This window comes from Actinoalloteichus hymeniacidonis, from assembly GCF_014203365.1.
In the GTDB taxonomy this organism is placed as follows: Bacteria; Actinomycetota; Actinomycetes; order Mycobacteriales; family Pseudonocardiaceae; genus Actinoalloteichus_A; species Actinoalloteichus_A hymeniacidonis.
Genome location: NZ_JACHIS010000001.1, coordinates 2,969,503 through 2,987,947, shown reverse-complemented (window position 1 = coordinate 2,987,947; position 18,445 = coordinate 2,969,503). Strand labels below are relative to the sequence as shown.

Here is an 18,445-nt window from a genome sequence, read left to right as displayed (position 1 = left end):
TGGCGAGATCACCCCTGCGGGTTCTTCAGGCCGACCTGCGAATAGTCGACGTACCCGGTCCGGGCCGAGCTGGCGTAGGCGTTGCCGATGTTCTCGCCCACCAGCTGCAACGGCGTCTCCCTGACCAGCGGCACCACGGGAGCCAGTTCCATGATCTCCCGGTCCAGCTCGCCGTAGGCGACGTCCTGTTCGTCGATGTCGGCGATCGCCTCGATCTCGTCGAACCGTTCGTTGATGCTTTCCTCATCGAACTGGCTGATGTTGGTGTTGCCGGTGTCGGTGATGCTCTCGCCGTCGAACAGCGAGGTCAGCAACGGGTAACCCGACATCCACGAGGAGCACCAGCCGGTGATGGCCAGATCGTTCTGCTGGGCGGGCGTGGCGATGACCTCGTAGAAGGTGGCGGCGTCGATGACGTTGAGCTCGACGTCGATCCCGACCGCCTTCAGGGACTGCTGGACGGACTCTCCCTGGGCCTGCCACTTCGGCAATGCCCGGACGTCGAGGGTCAGGGACAACTCGCCCTCGGCGATGCCCGCCTCCTCGAGGAGTTCGACCGCCTTCTCCGGGTCGTAGGGGTAGAGATCGAATTCCTGCCGCTCGGGAACCGACGGCGTCAGCATCGTGTGTGCCTGTTCGGCCATGGCCGGGCCGCCGGTCGCGGTGACGGCGCTCTCCTTGTCGACGGCGTGGTTGATGGCCTGGCGCACCCGCACGTCGGACAAGGCCTCGTGGGTGTTGTTCATCGCCATGTACATCGTGCAGGTCGGCAGCGCCCGGACGGTCCGCTGTTGAAGCTCGGGGTTGGACATCACCTGGGCCAGCGAGGCGGGTTGCATGCCGTTGGTGCTGGCGGCCATCGCGTTGGCGTCGGCGCCCTGGCCGGAGAGCATCCGCTGGTCGACCGTGTTGCCGTCGATGCCGAAGAGGAACTCGTAGCCGTCGGCGATGGCGGGGTGGGTCTGGCTGGTCGACGGTTCCCATTCCTCGTTGCGGACCAGCGTGAGGCGCTCGCCTCGGCTGTATTCCGCCACCCGGTACGGACCGGAGGCGATGGGCTGCTGATCGAGTTGGTCGACCGCGACCTCACCGGTCGGGAACGGCGTGAACGGCGGGGTCGCGGCGACGGCGTCGAACCCGGCCAGCGGGCCCTCGAGTTGGAACACGATCGTCTTGTCGTCCGGGGTCTGGATGGAATCCAAGCCCTCCGGCGCCTCGTAGACGCCGGGATAGTCCCCCGCACCGGCGATGATGCCGTGGTAGTCGGAGCCGATGGCCAGCGCGGGATCCAGCGACCGCTCGATGCCGTACTTCACATCGGCCGAGGTGATCTGACTGCCGTCCTCGTAACGCAGGTCGTCCTTGAGGGTGTACGTCCACTCGGTGGCGTCCTCGTTGGACTCTCCCGGTCCGACGGCCAGGTCGCCCACGATCTCCAGTTCGCCGGTCTGCTCGTCGTAGGAGTAGTCGGTGAGCTGGCGGTAGATCAGCTCGTAGACGTTGTTGACGTTGCCGTCGTTGCCCATCGCCGGATCGAGATGGGACAGGTCGACCGTGCCGAGCACGGTCACGATGCCGCCCGGCTGAGTCTCGCCGGTGTTCAGCGCGAAGCCACCGTCGGTGGTGACGACGTCGTTGGCGGTGTCATCGGATCCGCCGCACGCGGTGAGTGTCAACGCGGCGACCATGAGGCCCCCGATCGCGGCGCGTGCCCTGTGAGTAGTGGCCATGATTCCTTCACTCTCGAATGCGTCGGGGATACCTGGGTGCCTCTTGGATAGAGGCGGCTTGCCTGCTGGGTCGGCTGTACCGAGCTCACTCGGTGCGCAGCCAGACCCGCATGGCGCCGGGTTCGCGATTGGCCCACAACCGGTACGGCAGCAGGTCGACCGAGGTCGGGGTGTCCTCGGCTGTCTGGGTGTCCTCGGGTCCCGAGGCGTTCGCGGACCCGAGCACGGGATAGAGCTCGGCGGAGACCGGTGGGTGCGCCCGCGCGTCCAGGGTGATACGCACGACCTCGGTGTCGGGCTGGGAGCCAAGGGGTTCGCGGCGGAGCCGGGCGGTGGCCAGATCGGCGGTCCGCAGCACGATCTCGTCGAGTGGCACGTCCTGGTCCTGTTGCTCCGCGCAGTAGACGACGGGACCCCTGGCGACGGCGATCGAGCCTCGGAGCGCGTCGACCGCAGGGTGTGCACCGTGCAGCCGCACCGGCATGGGCAGGTCGAGTTCGACGACCGTGTCCGGTGTCCAGTCCCGTCGCAGGCGAAGCCAGCCCTCGCCGACCTCGGCGGGCACGGCGGCGCCGTCGATGCGGACGGTCGCCTCGGTGGCCCAGTCGGGCATCCGCAGCGCCAGTTCCGCGCCCGCCCGGCCTCGGCGCACCGTCACGGTGATGCGACCGTCGTCGGGGTAGGCGGTCCGGATGTCGATCGCGAGCTGCGGGGTCTCGATCTCGGCGTCGGCGTAGACGACCACGCCGACGCCCGCCGGAGTGGTGATGGCGAGGTGGTCCTGGAGTTCGGCCATCCACCGGATGACGTTCGGCGGGCAGCATGCACACACGAACCACTCGCGCCGAGGCGGTGAGCCCGCCGGGGCGCCGCCACCCTGTCGGTGTTCGGGACGCCGTTGCAGCGGATTGTCGTAGGAGAAGGCCGTGCCCTGTTGGGAGAGCGCCACCGCGTAGGCGTTGTACAGGATCCGCTCGAACACGTCGCCATAGCGCGCGTCTCCAGTGGCCAGCAGCAGGCGCCAGGCCCACTGCATCGTCCCGATCGCCGCGCAGGTCTCCGAATAGGAGCGCTCGGCGGGCAGTTCGTATCGGTCGCCGACCGCCTCGTCGGAGTGTCGGGCGCCGAGGCCGCCGGTGAGGTAGAGCCGGGTGGCGACCATGTCGTCCCACAGCCGTCGGGACGCGGCGAGGAGTTCGGCGTCACCACGCTCGATCGCCACGTCGGTGGCCCCGGCCGCGAGATACACCATCCGCACGGCGTGGCCGCGCAGCCCGGTGAGTTCACGGAACGGTGCATCGTCCTGGAAGTAGTCGGGGGCGAAGAAGGACTTCGGGATTGCGCCGTGTCCGCGTCGGTCCACAAAGGACGCGGCCAGATCGAGATACCGCTGGTCGCCGGTGTGTCGGGTCAGCTCGACGAGGGCCATCTCCACCTCTGGATGGCCGCAGGCGTCGTCGGTGGTGGCGAATCTGGTCACGGCGAGGTCGGCGAAGCGGCGGGCGACGTGCAGTAATCGATCGTCGCCTGCCTGCCTGCTCGCGGCGAGAGCCGCCTGCAACAGGTGGCCGAGGTTGTAGAGCTCGTGTCCCCAGGCCAGATCCGACCACGGCTCGCGAGCGGTGTGCTGGTTCTGCACGAAGGAGTTGAGGTACCCGTCGGACCGCTGAGCTCGCTCGATGAGGCCCACGGCCTCCTCCCAGAAGGCCGTCGTCTCCTCGTCGGCCTCGCCTCGACCGATCTCGTAGGCGAGACCCTCCAAGGTCTTGTAGACGTCGGTGTCCAGGAAGGGATACCGCCCGACGTATTCCGCACCGGTCGTCTCGGCGACGGCACGGATGTTGCCGAGGCTGCCCTCCGCCCGCAGTCGCTCGATGGTGTGGGGAATGGTCGCCGCTCGGTTGCGTCGTTGCCAGTCGGCGAGCAGTCCGCCGCGTAGGACGACCCGGTCCGCAGGCATCGCGGACACCCGTTCCGGAGTGGGCGCCACGGCGGCGGTCCGGCCCGGCTGCGCAGGGCTAGCGGCGCTGTTGACCTCGCGTTCGGAGCTCGTCTTACGGTCCATGCGGGGGTCCCTTCGCCGTCAGGCCGCGATGTAATGGGTGACACACTACTGAGAAGCGCGCCGGTGTAAAGGGGTGAATTCACAGCGAAATACGTCCTTAACCTGGCGAGCGACCGCGCCCGTGACCAGGGCGGACCTCGGCGGCCGGAACTCGACCGGTGCGATCGACGTGTTCGGCGGGCCCGGCTGGACGTCGGGTCGCCAGACCTCGGTCCGGGATTCGGAAGCTCCTCGGCCGACGGTCCCGGGCGTCGGCGAGTGTGACTCCGCGCGGCGCTTCCCGCCCCTCCCGATGGCAACAGTCGAGATCACTTCCAGCTCACTCGACGAACAGGTACCGACGACAACAGAACATGATTTATATTCGCGTTTCCCCGGGTATCAATACAGCCGATCCTTTAGCCTGGACCCGCAGCGGATTCCCCTGATCTTGACGACCCAATGAATGAACCGCATACTCGTTCAGCGAAACCGAGACCATCGGTTGACCATTCAGCGAATGGAGCATCATGTCGCGTCTTCTCGGTGCCCTGGCACTCGCCGCCGCCGCAGCTTTCACCACCGCCGCCCCTGCGGCGGCGGCCGGATCCTGCGATCACCTCGTGCCCGACAGTTACCTTCATGTCGAATGCATGAACGAGCACAGGTTCGGCTGAGCACACCGATCCACGCTTACACACCCCAGTTCACCTCAGCGCTGTGACCTGGGGGTATTCGAGGACTGCACCTAACCCTGCGGTAACTTCAAGAAGGCTCTCAACACGAGACGGGGCCGCGCTGGAGCCCGGCCGACGAGTTCGGACCGGAAACAGCCAGGCCCCGTCTCGTGCATTCTCCGACCGATTCGAATAGTGCCGCGCCACGCCATAGCGGTGCTGCGTCGCGCCCGGTTGAACCGACATCGATTCTCGATCGAAAAGGGCATCGAACCCCGACCCGAAAGGAAATCTTTCAATCGAAACCCGGTGTCGTCGACCGATTCGGCTGAGATTCTTCCGCGCTACTGCGATCCATACCCGCCGGCCTCGTGTTGTCCGCAGGCGATCCGCCGCCGCGCGGCCTGACACACACCGTTGGTGTTCATCCGCGCCGTATCCTGCGCGCCGCAGCTGATCATGATCAAAGATGTGGGCACTCACCGACCGGCCGTTCTCGGCTGCTCCCCACCACCGGCCCCGCAGACGCGGGCGAGAGGAAACAGATATCCGTGAGTGTGCCCATCACCGACGCGGAGCGCGCGAGCTTCGTCGAGATCGCCCGCCGCGAGCTCGAACCCAACCTGGTCGGCGCGGTCCTGTCGCCCGCCGACACGGGCTACGACCAGCAGCGCATGGGGTTCAACCGGACGGTCGAGTCGCGGCCGGTGTTCGCCGTCGCCGCCCGAGGTGCCTCCGATGTGGTGCACTCGGTGCGGTTCGCCGCCCGGCACGGGCTTCCGGTGGCGGTGCAGGCCACCGGCCACGGTCCCTCGGTCACCGGTGACGATGCACTGCTCATCGGCACCAGTGCCATGGACGGTGTGCGCCTCGACCCGGATGCACGCACCGTCCGGATCGAGGCGGGCGTGCGATGGGGCCGAGTCGTCCGCGAGGCCGCGACGTACGGGCTCGCTCCGCTCAACGGTTCCTCGCTCACGGTGGGGGCGGTGTCCTTCGTCCTCGGCGGCGGCATCGGCCCGCTCGGTCGATCTTTCGGTTATGCCGCCGATCGGGTCCGCAGCCTCGATGTGGTGACCGCCGACGGCTGCTTGCGCGTGGTCACGCCGGACCGCGAACCGGAGCTGTTCTGGGCGTTGCGCGGGGGCAAGGGCAACTTCGGCGTGGTGACCTCGATCGAGGTCGATCTGTTCCCGGTGACCACCGTGTACGGGGGCGGGCTGTTCATGCCGGGCGCATCGCTGTCCGACCTGATTCCCGCGTGGCGGGACTGGGCGGCCACGATGCCCCCCGAGATGCATACCGCCGTCGGCATTCTGAGATTCCCCGAACTCGACGACATCCCCGCGCCATTGCGCGGAAACCTCGTCGGGCATCTTCGGTTCGCGTATCGCGGTGATGCAGCGGAGGGCGAACGGCTGATCCGCCCGCTGCGCGGGATCGCGGAACCGGTGCTGGACACCGTCGCCGAGCTGCCCTACCCGGAGGTCGGATCCATCAACGGCGATCCGAGCGAGCCCGGTTCGTACTACGACCGATCCGGCAGGCTCCGAGGTCTCGACGACCGGGCCATCGACACCCTGCTCGAATCGGTGGGTCCGCAGGTCGGCTCCCCCATCACCATCGTGGAGATCCGCGCCCTGGGCGGCGCCTTGGCCGACGCGCCCGCAGTACCGAACGCGGTGCCGTTCCGCAGCGCCGGGTACACGTTGTTCTGCGCGGGCATGGCCGAGGGCAGCCAGGTCCCAGTGCTGCGCTCGGCACAGAGACAATTGCTCGACGACCTGGAGCCGTGGCGGATCGGCGGCCCGTTCCTGAGCTTCATCACCAGCAGCGAGAACACCGTCGATGCGATGCGCAGCGCCTACGAACCCACGACCTACGCGCGGCTGGTGCAGGCCAAGGACACCTACGACCCCACCAATCTGTTCCGCATCAACCACAACATCCCCCCGACAGGGTGGATGGGGTGATCTGCCAAGCGCAGTGCCAAGCGCAGTGATCCCAGCACGACGCACGCCGGCCTGGAGCCAGCCCGGGCGGCGGCCCCTCGGGTGCACCGAGCACCTGTTGTGAGGGGCCGCCGTTCAATCCGAGTGAGGCATCGATGTCACCGGCAGCTCAATCAGCAGGCAACATCAGGATGTCCAGTCGCGCGACCACCGCACTCGACGTTCCTCGTCCCTGGCGATCCAGTGAGATCCTTCCGCGGCCACGGCTTCGAGGATCGGGAGCGCCGTGTCGATCCCCGAACTCTGCAGCGCAGCGGAGAACAGATCCGAGTCGTTCTCGATGACATCGTCCTCCGGCTTACGGAAGTTCTCTGCGACGACGGTGATCGCATCTCCATTGACCAAAGTGAGTCGGAACGTCCGGCTCCGCAATGACTCCACCGGGCGGGTGACATTACCGAGGACCTCGGTGACTCGGGAACCCTTCTCGGTGACAGACGCGGAGGCCAACGCCTCGTAACGGAAGAGATTTCGGCGCTCATCGCTCGCTTTACCGCTGAGAAATTCGAGATCGACGCGAGCTTCTCGCACTCCGTTACGCGTGAGAAGGAAGATCTGCACGATGTAGCGAGCGAATCGTGGTGGACCGTTCAGGACCCGGGCCCGAGCACCTTGGGCGCCTTCCGTCATCACGACGTGAGTGACCAGGTCCTGCTCGCCCAGCTTCGCGCGCCGCATTGCGTCATTGCGCAGATAGATCTTGTCCAAGGCAAGCCACCGGGCCATCTCCGCGTCCGTGGGCCGATCGGCGAGTTCCTGACAACGCTGCTCATAGGCTGCTTGCTCCTGTTCGAACAGTGCCTTCGCATCGCTGAGGAGCAAAGCGTCCGCGCGCCTGAGACCGGCTAGGTGCGTGATCGCCTCCACTGCGAGGCCGCCGCCGAGTCCTATGATGACCGCAGCTACCAATGCACCGTTAAGAGCTAGGATCGCAATCGCGAGGCAAGCAAGCCCGATTCCTAGCGCGGACAGGCGAGTCGACCTGGGCTCATGCGGCATAGGGAATCGGAAGAGCTCCTGTGCGGACCAACCCGAAGCAACGCGTCGCGCATGCCAGTTGATCAGCCAATCGATCTCTGAGGCGTCCACTCGAGCGTTGCCATACTGCGCTACCAACCGCCGCTTGAGGTGCTCGCGAAAGCCACCTATGTACCGAGGCCAATCACCTGCCTGATGCGGGCGGGCTTGGGAGAACCGCTCGTCCACCATTCGGTGTATGTCCTTGACGAATGCCGTCGGAACCCAGTGTCCCGGTGAGACTGCCTCCTCCGGAGGCCCGGGTGTCACCTCGCTCTGCCGTGCCTGTTTCCACGCCTGCCCGGCCCGCCGGACGATGCCATGTCGCAGTGCGAGTTGGATGCCGACGGCCAGAAGCGGTAGAGACACCGCAAGCCCCACGCCTGTGGCTCCGATCACCGCCGACCATAGCGCCGTAGCCAGTAGTAGGACACCTGCCACCGCCCTAGTCCAGGTCCCCCTCTCCAGGACAGTCGCCTGCGGCATGCTCAGTCGTGGTGGCGCCGGATCTGGCTCGAAGAATTTCCAGGCCCGCGCGGTTCGGTCGCCGGAGAACCGTTCGACAGCGATACGACCCGCCCGCGTTGCATCGAGCACTGCTTGGTCGGCGCTGCTGAGGATCATCTGCAGATGGAGGTGGATCTCCTCTTGGCGAGCGTCGGGAAGGGCTTTGAATGCATCGAGTACCGCGGCATTGTCCTCCTCCTCGCCTTGCATTCGCATCCGTGCGTAGGTCAAGAATTCCCATATCACCTCAAAGGCGTCACTCCATTCGTCGCGACCGAGCAGAGCGATCGTCTTCCGTGCGACGCTGACCAGGTCGACATGTTCAGCCTTGATGTCATGGAACGATCGATCGCTGACCACGGCAAGGAAGTAGTGGTACATCCGTTCGGTAGTCACCTCGCCCTCGCGTAGCAGATCGGCCAGGATCTGCTCGGCTGGTCGCGGGGTTCCACCTACCAGAAAATTCCGCGCGACCTCATGGCGGCGTTCGGGGCGAGCACCGGGTTCGAGGTGGTAGACGTTCTCGTTGTGCACCGCCGTGCCGTAAACCACACCAATCTGCTGAGCGACGGTCGAGCCGTCGCGTGCTTCATTACGGATTTCGCCGCGTAGCCCGGTGTGGGGGATGTCGAATCCAGATGTGTTCACTTGGATCCCATCCCCCAGGTCAACGAAGTTGCGCCATTGCTGACCCCGATCTGCTGGCCGACCTGCGCGTTACCTTGGGCGATATTGGAGATGCTGCCCAGCTCACCCTTCGAGGCGTGGGGTTGGCTCTTCGGCCTGTCACGTTCCTCTGTTCGAACGACTTGTTGAACTGCCTCGGCCAACGCCACCGCGAATGCCGCAGCGTTGCGCGCGGCGATACGTTGCGACCCTCGGCTGTCGCTCGCCTCCTTCGTCCCGTCGGCGTGATCGCTGATGGAACGGATGGTCACCATGGGCACGCTTCCACTGAGGTGTCCGGCAAGCGCGAATCCCGAGCTTTCCATCTCCACTGCCACGGCATCGTTGAAGTTCTCACGAATCCGTTGAGCAACCGCCGAGGTCCCGGAGTTCAACACGACATCACCGGCCGCGATCGCTTCGAAGTGAACGGCGGGAGTGATCCCCGCACCCGAGTCCGGCAATCGGCTATACCAGGAGTCCCTGCGAGGGAGGCGACGCGCAACCTGCTCCAGTTCATGGGAAACGTCCCATGACCTCGGGCGAACCAGGAATGCGTGGTCTTCGCTGCGGCCACCGTGATAAGCATGGATCTTCGTACCTACCACGATGTCGCCGATCTCCAGCCAGGAACGCAGGCCACCCGCGACCCCGACGAACATCACTGCTTGCGGCGAGAATTCCGCGATCGCGCGTTCGGTGAGAGCCGCCGCACCGAGCGTTCCCGGGCCCGTCACACCGAGGGCGATCTCCGTGTCCGGGTGGCCGACGAGCGAACCCACGTCGAACAGGGTTCCCGCTCGATGCCGGTGCACTCGAGCACCAGCCAGATGTTCGAGGACTGCCTGCTGCTCGACTGGCAACGCAGTCTGGATCACGATCATCGCTCGTCTCCCATGAGGACCTCACGCAAGGTCCGTTCGTTGTGCATTGGGGCGCGGGGGCGAATCCGCGAGACGGCCCGAACGATCAGCGTCCACAGCCCTGGGTCCCGATGTGCGTGGGCCCGATCTTGCTGGGACGGAGGCTCAGCGCCGAGGAGGCTAGCCGAGCGCGTTATTTTTTGTCAATCTGACCTTAACTGGTCCACTACCTGCGCTACCCCGGGAGAACCACAGCGGCGCAGCGGCCCGACTGCTTTCGGCGCCAGCTAGGACAATCCCGCAACACCGGAAGATCCCCCATCGGCGGTATCCGACGCGCCGCTCGACGCAACCTTGCCGCCGCCCTCAGTCGGCATTCGCCATCCGAACCTGCGGAAAACGGCGTCCCGAACAATGTCGCGGTGGTCGAACGCCACAACTTCGATGGCGAACAACTCCGGTAGCCCGATCCACGCCGCCCGGTCCGCGTCGTCGCCGCCAACGACTGGCGGTGCTCCCGGCAGATAGCCGTGATACGCCACGCTGACGACAGGGCCGCGCGGATCACGTCCTGGCCGGCCATAACAACCGAATCGGTGGAGGCGATCCGCCCCCAGCCGAATCCCGGTCTCCTCAGCCAACTCCCGGACTGCTGCGTCTATTGCGCGCTCGCCTGTTTCAACGAAGCCGCCAGGCAATGCGAGCGCTCCGCGATACGGGTCCTTGGCTCGCTCCACAACGAGCACCGACAGCACACCGGTCCGCTTGGTGAACAGCACTACGTCGGCCGTATGTTTCGTGGCCTTCAACTCCTGCTGACCATGAGTACCCATATTGATCACGCTAGGTTATTGTCACTCTGACATCAAGTGGTTGACCAGCTCCTGAGCTCAGCAACGCCGATGACCGAGGCTTGAACAGGTTCCAATACAGGAGAAGATCCGGAGGGCTGGCACCATCGACACGAGATCAACGGCTGGGCCGCATCATCGGCGGGCTGAGGCTTGTCGCATCTCCAGCTCGATACAGCGCTGCGGGCCGCCCGTTGACGGTGGACCGTCGTCGTCCTGTCGGCACGACGAATCCCTCGGCTTCGGTGACCTTGCGATGAAAGTTCGACCTGTCGAGCTCGACATCCCATACGCACTCGTACACCTCGCGCAGGTCACTGATCGTGAACTCCGGAGAGCAGAATGCGGTGGCGATAGTGCTGAACTGCAGCCCCGCACGGGCAAGCTCCAGCGCGTCACGGAGGATCTCATCGTGGTCGAACGCCAGTCCGTCCCTCAGCTCGAGGGCTTCGGAGATGGGCAACCACTGTGCCGCCCGAGCATCGGAGCCTGCGGACGGCAACGGCAGCCCCGGTGCGATCGCCAGGTGAGCGCAGGTGACGACCCGGGGACTTCGCGGATCGCGATCGGGCGCAGAGTAAACACCGACCTGTTGGAGGTGTAGCTCCTCGGCGTCGACTCCGGTTTCCTCCGAGAGTTCCCGCGCCGCAGTCTCCCCGATGCTCTCGTCACCTCGCAGGAAGCCCCCAGGCAAGGCGAGGCACCCACGAAACGGCTCGTTGCCTCGCTCGACCACCAGTAGACACAGGGTCCCATCACGGATCGTGAGAATCACGAGGTCGGCGGTGAGCATGAGGACCTGACGGGTGCGGGGCATGCCGGCGAGGGTACTGAGCTTCAGCCGCGTGCCATCCGCACCGAACCCAGTTCTGAAGGGCGCGAATCCGAAACCGTCTTTGGAGTGTTCATCGCAGTGAGCATGAACGCCGATGCACGGCCCCTCCTCAGTCAGGCCACTCGAATCGTGTTCCCGACGTCTTGCCGCAACAGACCACGGTCCGTTCCTCCGGCAGCATCGCCCTGTCGGCGGACAGGCTCCCGCGCTAGGGGTTGCCGATCGGGGAGCCTTCCGGTGAAGTCGCCTCGACACGTAGTGACACTCGAAGGGGGAAGATCCGTGACGGAACCGGGGTTCTCGGTGGTGGGCGGTGCTGCGGTTCGCGCCGCGTTGGCGGGGCGGCACGCCGCGGTCGTCGAGGTGATCGAACGCGCCTATCTGACGCATGCTCGCGGGGAGAGTGTGAACCCGCCCAGCTACTTCCTTCGGTTTCCCGACCGACCCTCGTCGCGGATCATCGCGCTGCCCGCCTCCGTCGGGGGCGACGAGGCCGTCGACGGCATCAAGTGGATCTCCAGTTTTCCCGGCAACATCGAGCATGGGTTACCCAGGGCGTCCGCCGTGCTGATCCTCAACGATCCCGCGACCGGATATCCCTATGCCTGTTTGGAGAGCTCCATCATCAGCGCGACGCGCACGGCGGCATCAGCCGCGTTGGCTGCGGACCGGTTGAGCCGGGGAGCCCGGCCTCGGCGGGTGACCTTCGTCGGGACGGGGCTCATCGCCCGCTACATCCACGAATTCCTCGCCGCGACCGGTTGGGAGTTCGACGAGGTCGGCGTCTTCGATCTACGCACCGAGTTCGCCTCCGCGTTCCTGGACGCGATCGGCGCGGACCCGGAGCGCTCGGTGGTGCATCCGGATGCCGAGTCGGCGCTGCGCGCCGCGGATCTGGTGATCCTCGCGACCACGGCGGCCGCGCCCCACGTCGTGGATCCGGCCTGGTTCGCCCATAATCCGCTGGTCCTCAACGTCTCCCTTCGAGACCTGTCCCCCGAGGTGATCCTCGCCGCGCACAACGTCCTCGACGATGTCGAGCACTGCCTCAAGGCCGACACCTCGCCGCACCTCGCCGAGCAGCACACCGGCTCCCGGGAATTCGTCGACGGGGTGCTCGCCGACGTCCTGCGGGGAGACCTGGTCCTGGAGCGCGATCGGCCGGTGGTGTTCTCCCCGTTCGGGTTGGGTGTGCTGGACCTGGCGGTCGGTCGGTTCGTCTACGAGCACGCCGTCGCCTCGGGGCAGGCGGTGGCCGTGCCCGACTTCTTCCACGAGTTGAGCCGCTACTAGGACGACGCCCGGTCGGCGACGGCGATGATCCGGAATTCGCTCGTGTAGCGCTGGTCGTCGGCGTCGCGTAGCCAGGTCTGGTCGGTGTCGGGCAGTGCCTCGCTGAACGAGATCCGGGAACCCGGATCGGCGTCCCGCAGGGTGCGCCGCACCGACCGGGCCAGCATCTCCACCAGCGACACCCCGGCGAAGTCCAGGAACAGCGGCTTGTCCTCCACCGGCACCCGGTAGAACACCCGGCGAGGCAGGCCTCGATCGAGTCGCCATCGGGTGGCTCCCCGGAATCGCCGGTCGGGGTCGCGTTCGGCCGCCCAGGCCAACTCCTCGGCCGGGATCCGCCAGGACTCGCGGGAGACGACCAGGTTGTCGACGGTGACCCTCGGCCGGTGGCCTGCCGAGGGCAGCATGCTGAACCCGTTCATCACCGCGCTGCCGAGCACCTCGCCCAACACCTCGATGAGTGGGAGGGCCCGGCCGTCCGGAGCGCCTCGCACCTCCAGCGCGTCCGCGCTGCGATGCACGCGCAGCGCCGCCGCAGGCACCACCTCGTCGTGACGGGACGCCCCGTCGGGATACATGGCCCAGTAGGTGTAACCGGGCGAGAGCAGCGCGGAGGGCGTGGTGCGCGAGTTGACCTTGCTGGACTCCTTGGAGAGCACCGGCACGATGCGCCGGGTGCCGTGGTCGGCTTCCTCAGCGGCCATCAACGCCGCCGGATCCGGCGACTGCTCGACGAACAACCGCGATTCGATGGTGTTCGCCCCGGCGTGCAGCTCGCCGAGCACCGCCAGGAACTCGCCTCGGCGCACCGCGTCGACGTCGGCGGCGGCGATCATCAGGTCCGGTGCGTGGTGCACGGCGGCGGACCACGGCACCTCGGAGTGCGGGAACTCCCTGGCGACCGAGGCGACGATGCTCGCGCCGTCGATGTCGTGTCGGGCGACGCCGTCGTCGGGGATCTCCAGGACCCGCTGCCACCGTCGCTGGAACTCGGTGACGACCTGCTGCACGATCGGCGGCAGCTCGCGGAAGGAGAACACCAGGTCGGGGGTCGCCGCGCCGTAGAAGACCGCCAACGGGACGCTGTCCTGGCCGCGACGCGCGCACAGCCGGTCGAAGATCTCGTCGAAGAGGCGTCGGTACGCGGCGGCGGCCTCGGCGACGAGCCAGCGGGAGGCGTCCAGCAGCATGCCGAGCGGACGAGCCAGCGCGGCCAGCATCGGCGCGCCGAGCGTGACGTCGACGGCGCGGACCGTGTCCTCGTAGACGAGGGTGCGTCCCGCGTAGCTCTCGCCCGCCCGCCGTTGGGAGCCCTCGCCGGTCAACCGAACGAACGCGGCCTGCAGGGCGTCCTGCGCGGCCAACAGTTTGTCGGGATCACCTGCGGCGGCGGCGACCTCGCCGCGCCGCGCCTCCAACTCGTCCAACGCGGTCAGCGCACCGCGTCGAGCCGTCTCGGCGGGCACCGCTTCGACAGCGGTGCGCAAGGCCGCCAACGGACGTGCGGCCGCCACGACCTCCAGGTCGACGCGCAGCACCTCCCGCTCCTGCAATCCCAGCAGTGCACGGTGGACCGACTCGGCGTCCGGATAGTCGCCACGCGCCACCGCATCGCAGGCGATCCGCCCGATCGGTGTCGCGCCATCGCAAGCGGCCACCAGTCGACCGTCCGACGGCGACAGTGCGAGCAGCCGGCCGCGCGGGGTGATGACGCCATCGGGCCCGTGGAGGTTCTGCGGAGCACGTACCGGCAGCAGCCACGGCACCAGTTCGAGGTCTCGGGACAACGCCCCGGCCACCGCATCGGCCGCCCAGGTCTCGAAGCACACGGTGCGGCGGGACAGTGCGGGTCGGTGCGCGACCGAGACGAGAGCAGCCGGATCCTCGGTCCATCTCGCCCAGCCCACCGGGCCGAAGAAACCGATGGAGTCGTTCTTCAGCGCGTATCGCTGGATGTAGGCGGCCGTGGTGAGCTCTCGCTGCCGCTGTTTGGAACCGGGTAGGCGCCTCGGGTCGATCGGCTCGACGGCGACCTTGTCGATGCAGGTGGCCAACAGGTGCGGACTCTGCCAGGCAACGGCCTCGCGGAACGCCGGATCCCGCGCGATCGCGGCCAGCTCGGTCGACTGGCGGGCGGCGGCGGCCCGATAGCGGTCGGCGAACTCCTCGTCGGTGACGGCGGTCTCGGCGGCGTCCCGCGCCAGGTCCGCATCCACCGTGCGGTCGAGCAGGGTGGCAGGGAATCCCGCGCCGCGCAGCGCCGACAGTCGCCAGATCCGCCAACCGCTGTCTCCCAGCGGGATCGTGTGGTCGGTGCTCATCCGATCAGCTCCGTTCGCACGGTCTCGGCGAAGGCCGAACCCATGGTCGACGGGATCCGAGCCGCCCATTCCACTTCGAACTCCATCCCTTCGGCGTTCGGCACGAAACGCACCGAGAGGTCGGTCTTCGCCTGGTAGTACCGGTTGAACAGGTCCGCCCGCACCGTGCGGTCCCCATCGGCGTAGACGAGCACGCCGACGTTGGCCGCAGGTCGGTAGGAGGTGAGGACGCGGTCCAATCGGACCGGGCCGTGTTGGTGCGCGGTGGCCAGCAGCGGACGATGTCTACGGGTGAGATCGGTCCGCCAGCCCGAAGCCTCGCGTCGCAGGAGATCCGCGGGCGAATCACCGCGATGGTGCTCGGCGATCAGCGGAACCTGATTGATGAAGCACCCCGCCGTGTCCTCGAATCCCCGGCGAGGGCGCACGGAGGTCGCGGCGCACACGACGGTGCGGGGCAGCGCCAGCGCGCGGTGCAGCATGCCCGCCAGTACCAGGAATCGGCTCACGCCGAGATCGCCTGCGAGTGCGTCGATGCGTTCCAGCCCGGCCGGAGACGCGTTCGCCCGCACAACCTCCGCCGTCGTATCCGTGGTCGGCCCCGCCCATTCCTCGGTGCCGAGCCTGCCGCCGACGCGCTGCGCCCAGTACTCGCCGTCGGTCTCCTCGGCGCGGCGTTCCCCGGCGCGGACCTCTTCCACCAAGGCGAGATAGCCGGCCGCCGAGCCGGGTACCGGGGTGCCGAGCACGGCGGCGGCCAGTCGATCCGCGTAGACGACCTGGGCGACACCGTCGATCAGCAGGTGATGCACGGCCGCCACGAGGATCGTCCGGTCGGCCGCCCGCAGGGCGATCAGCCGGGACAGCGGACCGCCATCGACATCGAAGGGCTCCACGAGGTGCGGTCGGACCGCTTCGGCCACCCGATCGTCCTCCGACAGCCCCGCCCTCGGATCGGGCAGCGTCACGTCGGCGAAGTCGACACGCGGCGGCTCCGGGTCGAACCACTGCACCACGTCACCGTGCTCGTCGAGGCCCATCCGCACCCGTAACACGGGTTCGGCGGCGATGAAGCGGTCGAGGGCGGCGGTGATCTCGATGTCGGTCAGCGGCCCGGTCACACTGCAGGTGATCGACATCGTGTAGGCGCCCGGCTCGGTGCGCTGATCGGCGAACCAGAGCGCGGCGTGCCCCATCGTCGTGGGGTGCACCCGCTCAGCCCTGCTTCTCGGCCGCCTTGCGGGCGAGCACGCCCGCAGTGCGGGCGGCGAAGAACTCCCGCATGCTCAGCCGCACACCCAGTTCGGTGCGGATCCGGGCCAGCGCGCGAGCGGCGAGTACGGAATTGCCGCCCGCCTCGAAGAAGTCGGTGTCCTCGGTGATCTCCTCGTCGGTGTCCAGGATGGCGGCGAACAGTGTCACCACGGTGCCGACGACGTCGGGCGTGTTGTCGTGCTCCGGGATCGTCTGGTCGAGCACTGCGGTTCCTCCTGATCGTGCGGGTCGAGTCAGTGGTGCAACGCGGCGCGGTCGACCTTCCCGGTGGGGCCCACCGGAAGCTCGTCGAGCTGGACGATGCGGCGCGGGACCATGTATTCGGGCAGGCGAGCGGTCAGAGCCTCCCGAACCTGTCGCGGGGTGGCGGGGTCGATGTCGTCGGCGACGTAGTGGGCGACGAGCTCGCGGCCGGTACTGGTCTCCGGTGCGGTGACGGCGGTGGCGCGTACGCCGGGCACCTGGCCGAGCGCGGCCTGCACCTCGCCAAGCTCGATGCGGTATCCGTGGACTTTGACCTGGTTGTCGGCGCGGCCCAGGAACTCCAGCACCCCGGTGGGCAGCCAGCGGGCCCGGTCTCCGGTGCGGTACATCCGTTCCCCGGGGTCGACCGAGAACGGGTCGGGGACGAAGCGGGTGGCGCTCGCGAGCGGATCGCGCGCGTAGCCGATGGCCAGTTGGGCGCCTGCGACGTGGAGGTCGCCCGGCACACCGATCGGGCAGGGGCGCAAGCGTTCGTCCAAGACATGACAGCGGGTGTTCTGCACCGGTGTGCCGTACGGGATGCTCGCCCAGTCGGGATCGATGTCACCGATCTCGAACGCGGTGGACCACACGGTCAGCTCGGTGGCCCCGCCGAAGGAGACGAGCCGCACGGCGGGGAACTCCGCGCGCAACTCCCCCGGCAGGGTGAGCGGAATCCAGTCGCCGCCCATCAGGATCAGTCGAAGGTCCGACCGGCCCCTGCGGGGCAGCGCCTGCAGGAACGGGACGAGCTGCAGCATGGCGGCGGGCGCGGCGTTCCAGGTGGTGATGGGTTCGTCGACGAGCACATCGGCGAGCAGGTCGGGTTCGGCGGCCTCCTCGTCGGAGGCGACCCGCACCGACCCACCGGCGGCGAGCAGCCCGAACAGGTCGTAGACCGAGAGGTCGAAACAGAAGGAGGCGCTGGCCAGCGAACGGTCGGCGGAACCGACCTCGAACTCGCGGTTGACGAAGTCGACGATGTTGGCCACGGCGCGATGCGGCACCTGGACACCCTTGGGAATCCCGGTCGAGCCGGAGGTGAAGATCGTGTAGGCGATGTCGTCCGGGGTCGGGCCCTGCGGCGGCTTCGTGCCGCATTCGTCCACGTCGGACTGTGTGCTCGTCTGCTCGGGCAGCGGTGTGGCGGGTGACGCGCCCAGGACGACGAGGGGGCGTCCGGTCGCGCCCGCCGCGTGAAGCGTGCCCGCGTCGGTGACGATGGTGCACAGGTCGAGGCGGGCGGCGAGATCGACGGTGCGTTGCGTCGGCCACCCGGGATCGAGCGGCACGTAGGCCGCCCCGGCCCGCATCACGGCGATCATCGCGATCACGGCATCCGGGGTGCGCTGACAGAGCACGCCGACCAGGTCGCCTCGGCGTACGCCTCGGCCGAGGAGGTGCCGCGCCAGCCGCAGGGTGCGCGTCCGTAATTCCCCGTGGTCGATGCCGCTGCCGTCGGCGCCCAGCAGCGCGGGCGCATCGGGATGTCGGCGGGCCGCGTCGTCGAGGAGGTCGGGGATGGTGGCGGCGTTGAACGGACGGGCGGTCGCATTCCAGGTGGCGGGTATCGGGCCATCAAGGAATAGGCGTGCGTCATCGCGCTTCGCTGCGCTGGCCATGTTCCCCCCAAGCATGATGCGTTGTAGCCCGCCGTGTTCGACAGCCGTGGCGTTCCGCCGAAGCCAATCCAAGATATGCGGCGAACAAACACAAAAATATGGATAGTGATATGCGCCACATGCCCTATCTCGGCTTCCGAACTCAAGTTATCTTCCAGGACTGCACGGCCTTACCTGACCGGCTACGAGAAATCCGGCCATTCATCGACCGGCGCCTGCGCTGGTCGGAGGCCATCCGTGGGGGAACACGAAATGCCGATGAACCGCGCCCGGACCTCGACGTCGAACCGGATCGCAGGGGCGAATTGCCGGACCGTCAGTCACCCGAGCCCGCGTCACCCAGAGCGACATCGATCCGGATATCGACTCTATCCACGGCGGCGGGCGGAATGCGGATCGGATCGCGGGAAAGCGCCCTCCGACGATATTGGTCTATTTTCCCGCTCGATCAGCGGGCACACTTTCACCTTTTCGAATGCCGGTTCGATT

Annotated in this window: 13 protein-coding genes; 3 read left to right on the top strand and 10 right to left on the bottom strand. The window is 67.4% G+C overall.

The window, feature by feature from the left end; genetic code table 11:
- Positions 1–8 precede the first annotated feature (8 nt).
- Together BKA25_RS12400 and BKA25_RS12395 are read right to left on the bottom strand one after the other, a co-directional pair.
- Positions 9–1,730, bottom strand: coding sequence for an ABC transporter substrate-binding protein (locus BKA25_RS12400; protein WP_069849673.1), 1,722 nt, complete (start codon positions 1,728–1,730; stop codon positions 9–11).
- An 85-nt stretch (positions 1,731–1,815) separates the two neighbouring features.
- Positions 1,816–3,795 (bottom strand): glycoside hydrolase family 127 protein, encoded by a 1,980-nt coding sequence (locus BKA25_RS12395; RefSeq protein ID WP_069849675.1) that lies wholly within the window; start codon positions 3,793–3,795, stop codon positions 1,816–1,818.
- A gap of 509 nt (positions 3,796–4,304) precedes the next feature.
- Here BKA25_RS12395 and BKA25_RS12390 point away from each other — a divergent pair.
- Entirely contained in the window at positions 4,305–4,451 is a 147-nt protein-coding gene (locus tag BKA25_RS12390) for a hypothetical protein (RefSeq protein WP_157421088.1), read from the top strand.
- A gap of 551 nt (positions 4,452–5,002) precedes the next feature.
- Positions 5,003–6,424: an FAD-binding oxidoreductase gene (locus BKA25_RS12385; protein WP_216637723.1), complete on the top strand. Its 1,422-nt coding sequence runs from the start codon at positions 5,003–5,005 to the stop codon at positions 6,422–6,424.
- A gap of 165 nt (positions 6,425–6,589) precedes the next feature.
- On the opposite strand, the gene BKA25_RS12380 is transcribed toward BKA25_RS12385, so the two are convergent.
- The 4 genes from BKA25_RS12380 to BKA25_RS12365 all read right to left on the bottom strand — a co-directional run bounded on the left by BKA25_RS12380 (position 6,590) and on the right by BKA25_RS12365 (position 11,184).
- Positions 6,590–8,635, bottom strand: a complete 2,046-nt coding sequence (locus tag BKA25_RS12380; protein WP_157421089.1) for a hypothetical protein — start codon at positions 8,633–8,635, stop codon at positions 6,590–6,592.
- A complete protein-coding gene (locus tag BKA25_RS12375) occupies positions 8,632–9,537 on the bottom strand; it encodes a 5'-methylthioadenosine/S-adenosylhomocysteine nucleosidase family protein (RefSeq protein WP_069849679.1) in 906 nt (301 codons plus the stop codon). Before BKA25_RS12375 ends, BKA25_RS12380 begins: the two co-directional genes overlap by 4 nt.
- A gap of 266 nt (positions 9,538–9,803) precedes the next feature.
- The gene (locus BKA25_RS12370; protein WP_157421410.1) at positions 9,804–10,349 is read right to left on the bottom strand and encodes an NUDIX domain-containing protein; all 546 of its coding nucleotides are present in this window, start codon (positions 10,347–10,349) and stop codon (positions 9,804–9,806) included.
- Between the two features lie 136 nt (positions 10,350–10,485).
- Positions 10,486–11,184: an NUDIX hydrolase gene (locus BKA25_RS12365; RefSeq protein WP_069849682.1), complete on the bottom strand. Its 699-nt coding sequence runs from the start codon at positions 11,182–11,184 to the stop codon at positions 10,486–10,488.
- Between the two features lie 300 nt (positions 11,185–11,484).
- Here BKA25_RS12365 and sbnB point away from each other — a divergent pair, with 300 nt between their 5' ends.
- Positions 11,485–12,495 carry a 2,3-diaminopropionate biosynthesis protein SbnB gene (sbnB, locus tag BKA25_RS12360; RefSeq protein ID WP_236750274.1) on the top strand — a complete coding sequence of 337 codons (1,011 nt, stop codon included), beginning with the start codon at positions 11,485–11,487 and terminating at the stop codon, positions 12,493–12,495.
- Here sbnB and BKA25_RS12355 read toward each other — a convergent pair.
- The 4 genes from BKA25_RS12355 to BKA25_RS12340 are packed head-to-tail and all read right to left on the bottom strand — an operon-like array spanning position 12,492 to position 17,956.
- The gene (locus BKA25_RS12355; RefSeq protein ID WP_172803794.1) at positions 12,492–14,816 is read right to left on the bottom strand and encodes a lantibiotic dehydratase; all 2,325 of its coding nucleotides are present in this window, start codon (positions 14,814–14,816) and stop codon (positions 12,492–12,494) included. The two genes, sbnB and BKA25_RS12355, sit on opposite strands and share 4 nt — an antisense overlap.
- Positions 14,813–16,027, bottom strand: a complete 1,215-nt coding sequence (locus BKA25_RS12350) for a condensation domain-containing protein (RefSeq protein ID WP_157421090.1) — start codon at positions 16,025–16,027, stop codon at positions 14,813–14,815. The genes BKA25_RS12355 and BKA25_RS12350 overlap by 4 nt, the downstream gene beginning before the upstream one ends.
- Before the next feature lie 4 nt (positions 16,028–16,031).
- Entirely contained in the window at positions 16,032–16,295 is a 264-nt protein-coding gene (locus BKA25_RS12345; RefSeq protein WP_069849689.1) for an acyl carrier protein, read from the bottom strand.
- A 29-nt stretch (positions 16,296–16,324) separates the two neighbouring features.
- Positions 16,325–17,956, bottom strand: a complete 1,632-nt coding sequence (locus BKA25_RS12340; protein ID WP_172803795.1) for an amino acid adenylation domain-containing protein — start codon at positions 17,954–17,956, stop codon at positions 16,325–16,327.
- Positions 17,957–18,445: the final 489 nt, after the last annotated feature.

What these genes read in the sequence shown, in the direction of transcription:
- BKA25_RS12395 (WP_069849675.1), bottom strand. Translation starts at nt 3,795, where the DNA reads ATGGACCGTAAGACGAGCTCCGAACGCGAGGTCAACAGCGCCGCTAGC.
- BKA25_RS12390 (WP_157421088.1), top strand. Translation starts at nt 4,305, where the DNA reads ATGTCGCGTCTTCTCGGTGCCCTGGCACTCGCCGCCGCCGCAGCTTTC.
- BKA25_RS12370 (WP_157421410.1), bottom strand. Translation starts at nt 10,349, where the DNA reads ATGGGTACTCATGGTCAGCAGGAGTTGAAGGCCACGAAACATACGGCC.
- BKA25_RS12365 (WP_069849682.1), bottom strand. Translation starts at nt 11,184, where the DNA reads ATGCCCCGCACCCGTCAGGTCCTCATGCTCACCGCCGACCTCGTGATT.
- BKA25_RS12355 (WP_172803794.1), bottom strand. Translation starts at nt 14,816, where the DNA reads ATGAGCACCGACCACACGATCCCGCTGGGAGACAGCGGTTGGCGGATC.
- BKA25_RS12400 (WP_069849673.1), bottom strand. Translation starts at nt 1,730, where the DNA reads ATGGCCACTACTCACAGGGCACGCGCCGCGATCGGGGGCCTCATGGTC.
- BKA25_RS12375 (WP_069849679.1), bottom strand. Translation starts at nt 9,537, where the DNA reads ATGATCGTGATCCAGACTGCGTTGCCAGTCGAGCAGCAGGCAGTCCTC.
- BKA25_RS12340 (WP_172803795.1), bottom strand. Translation starts at nt 17,956, where the DNA reads ATGGCCAGCGCAGCGAAGCGCGATGACGCACGCCTATTCCTTGATGGC.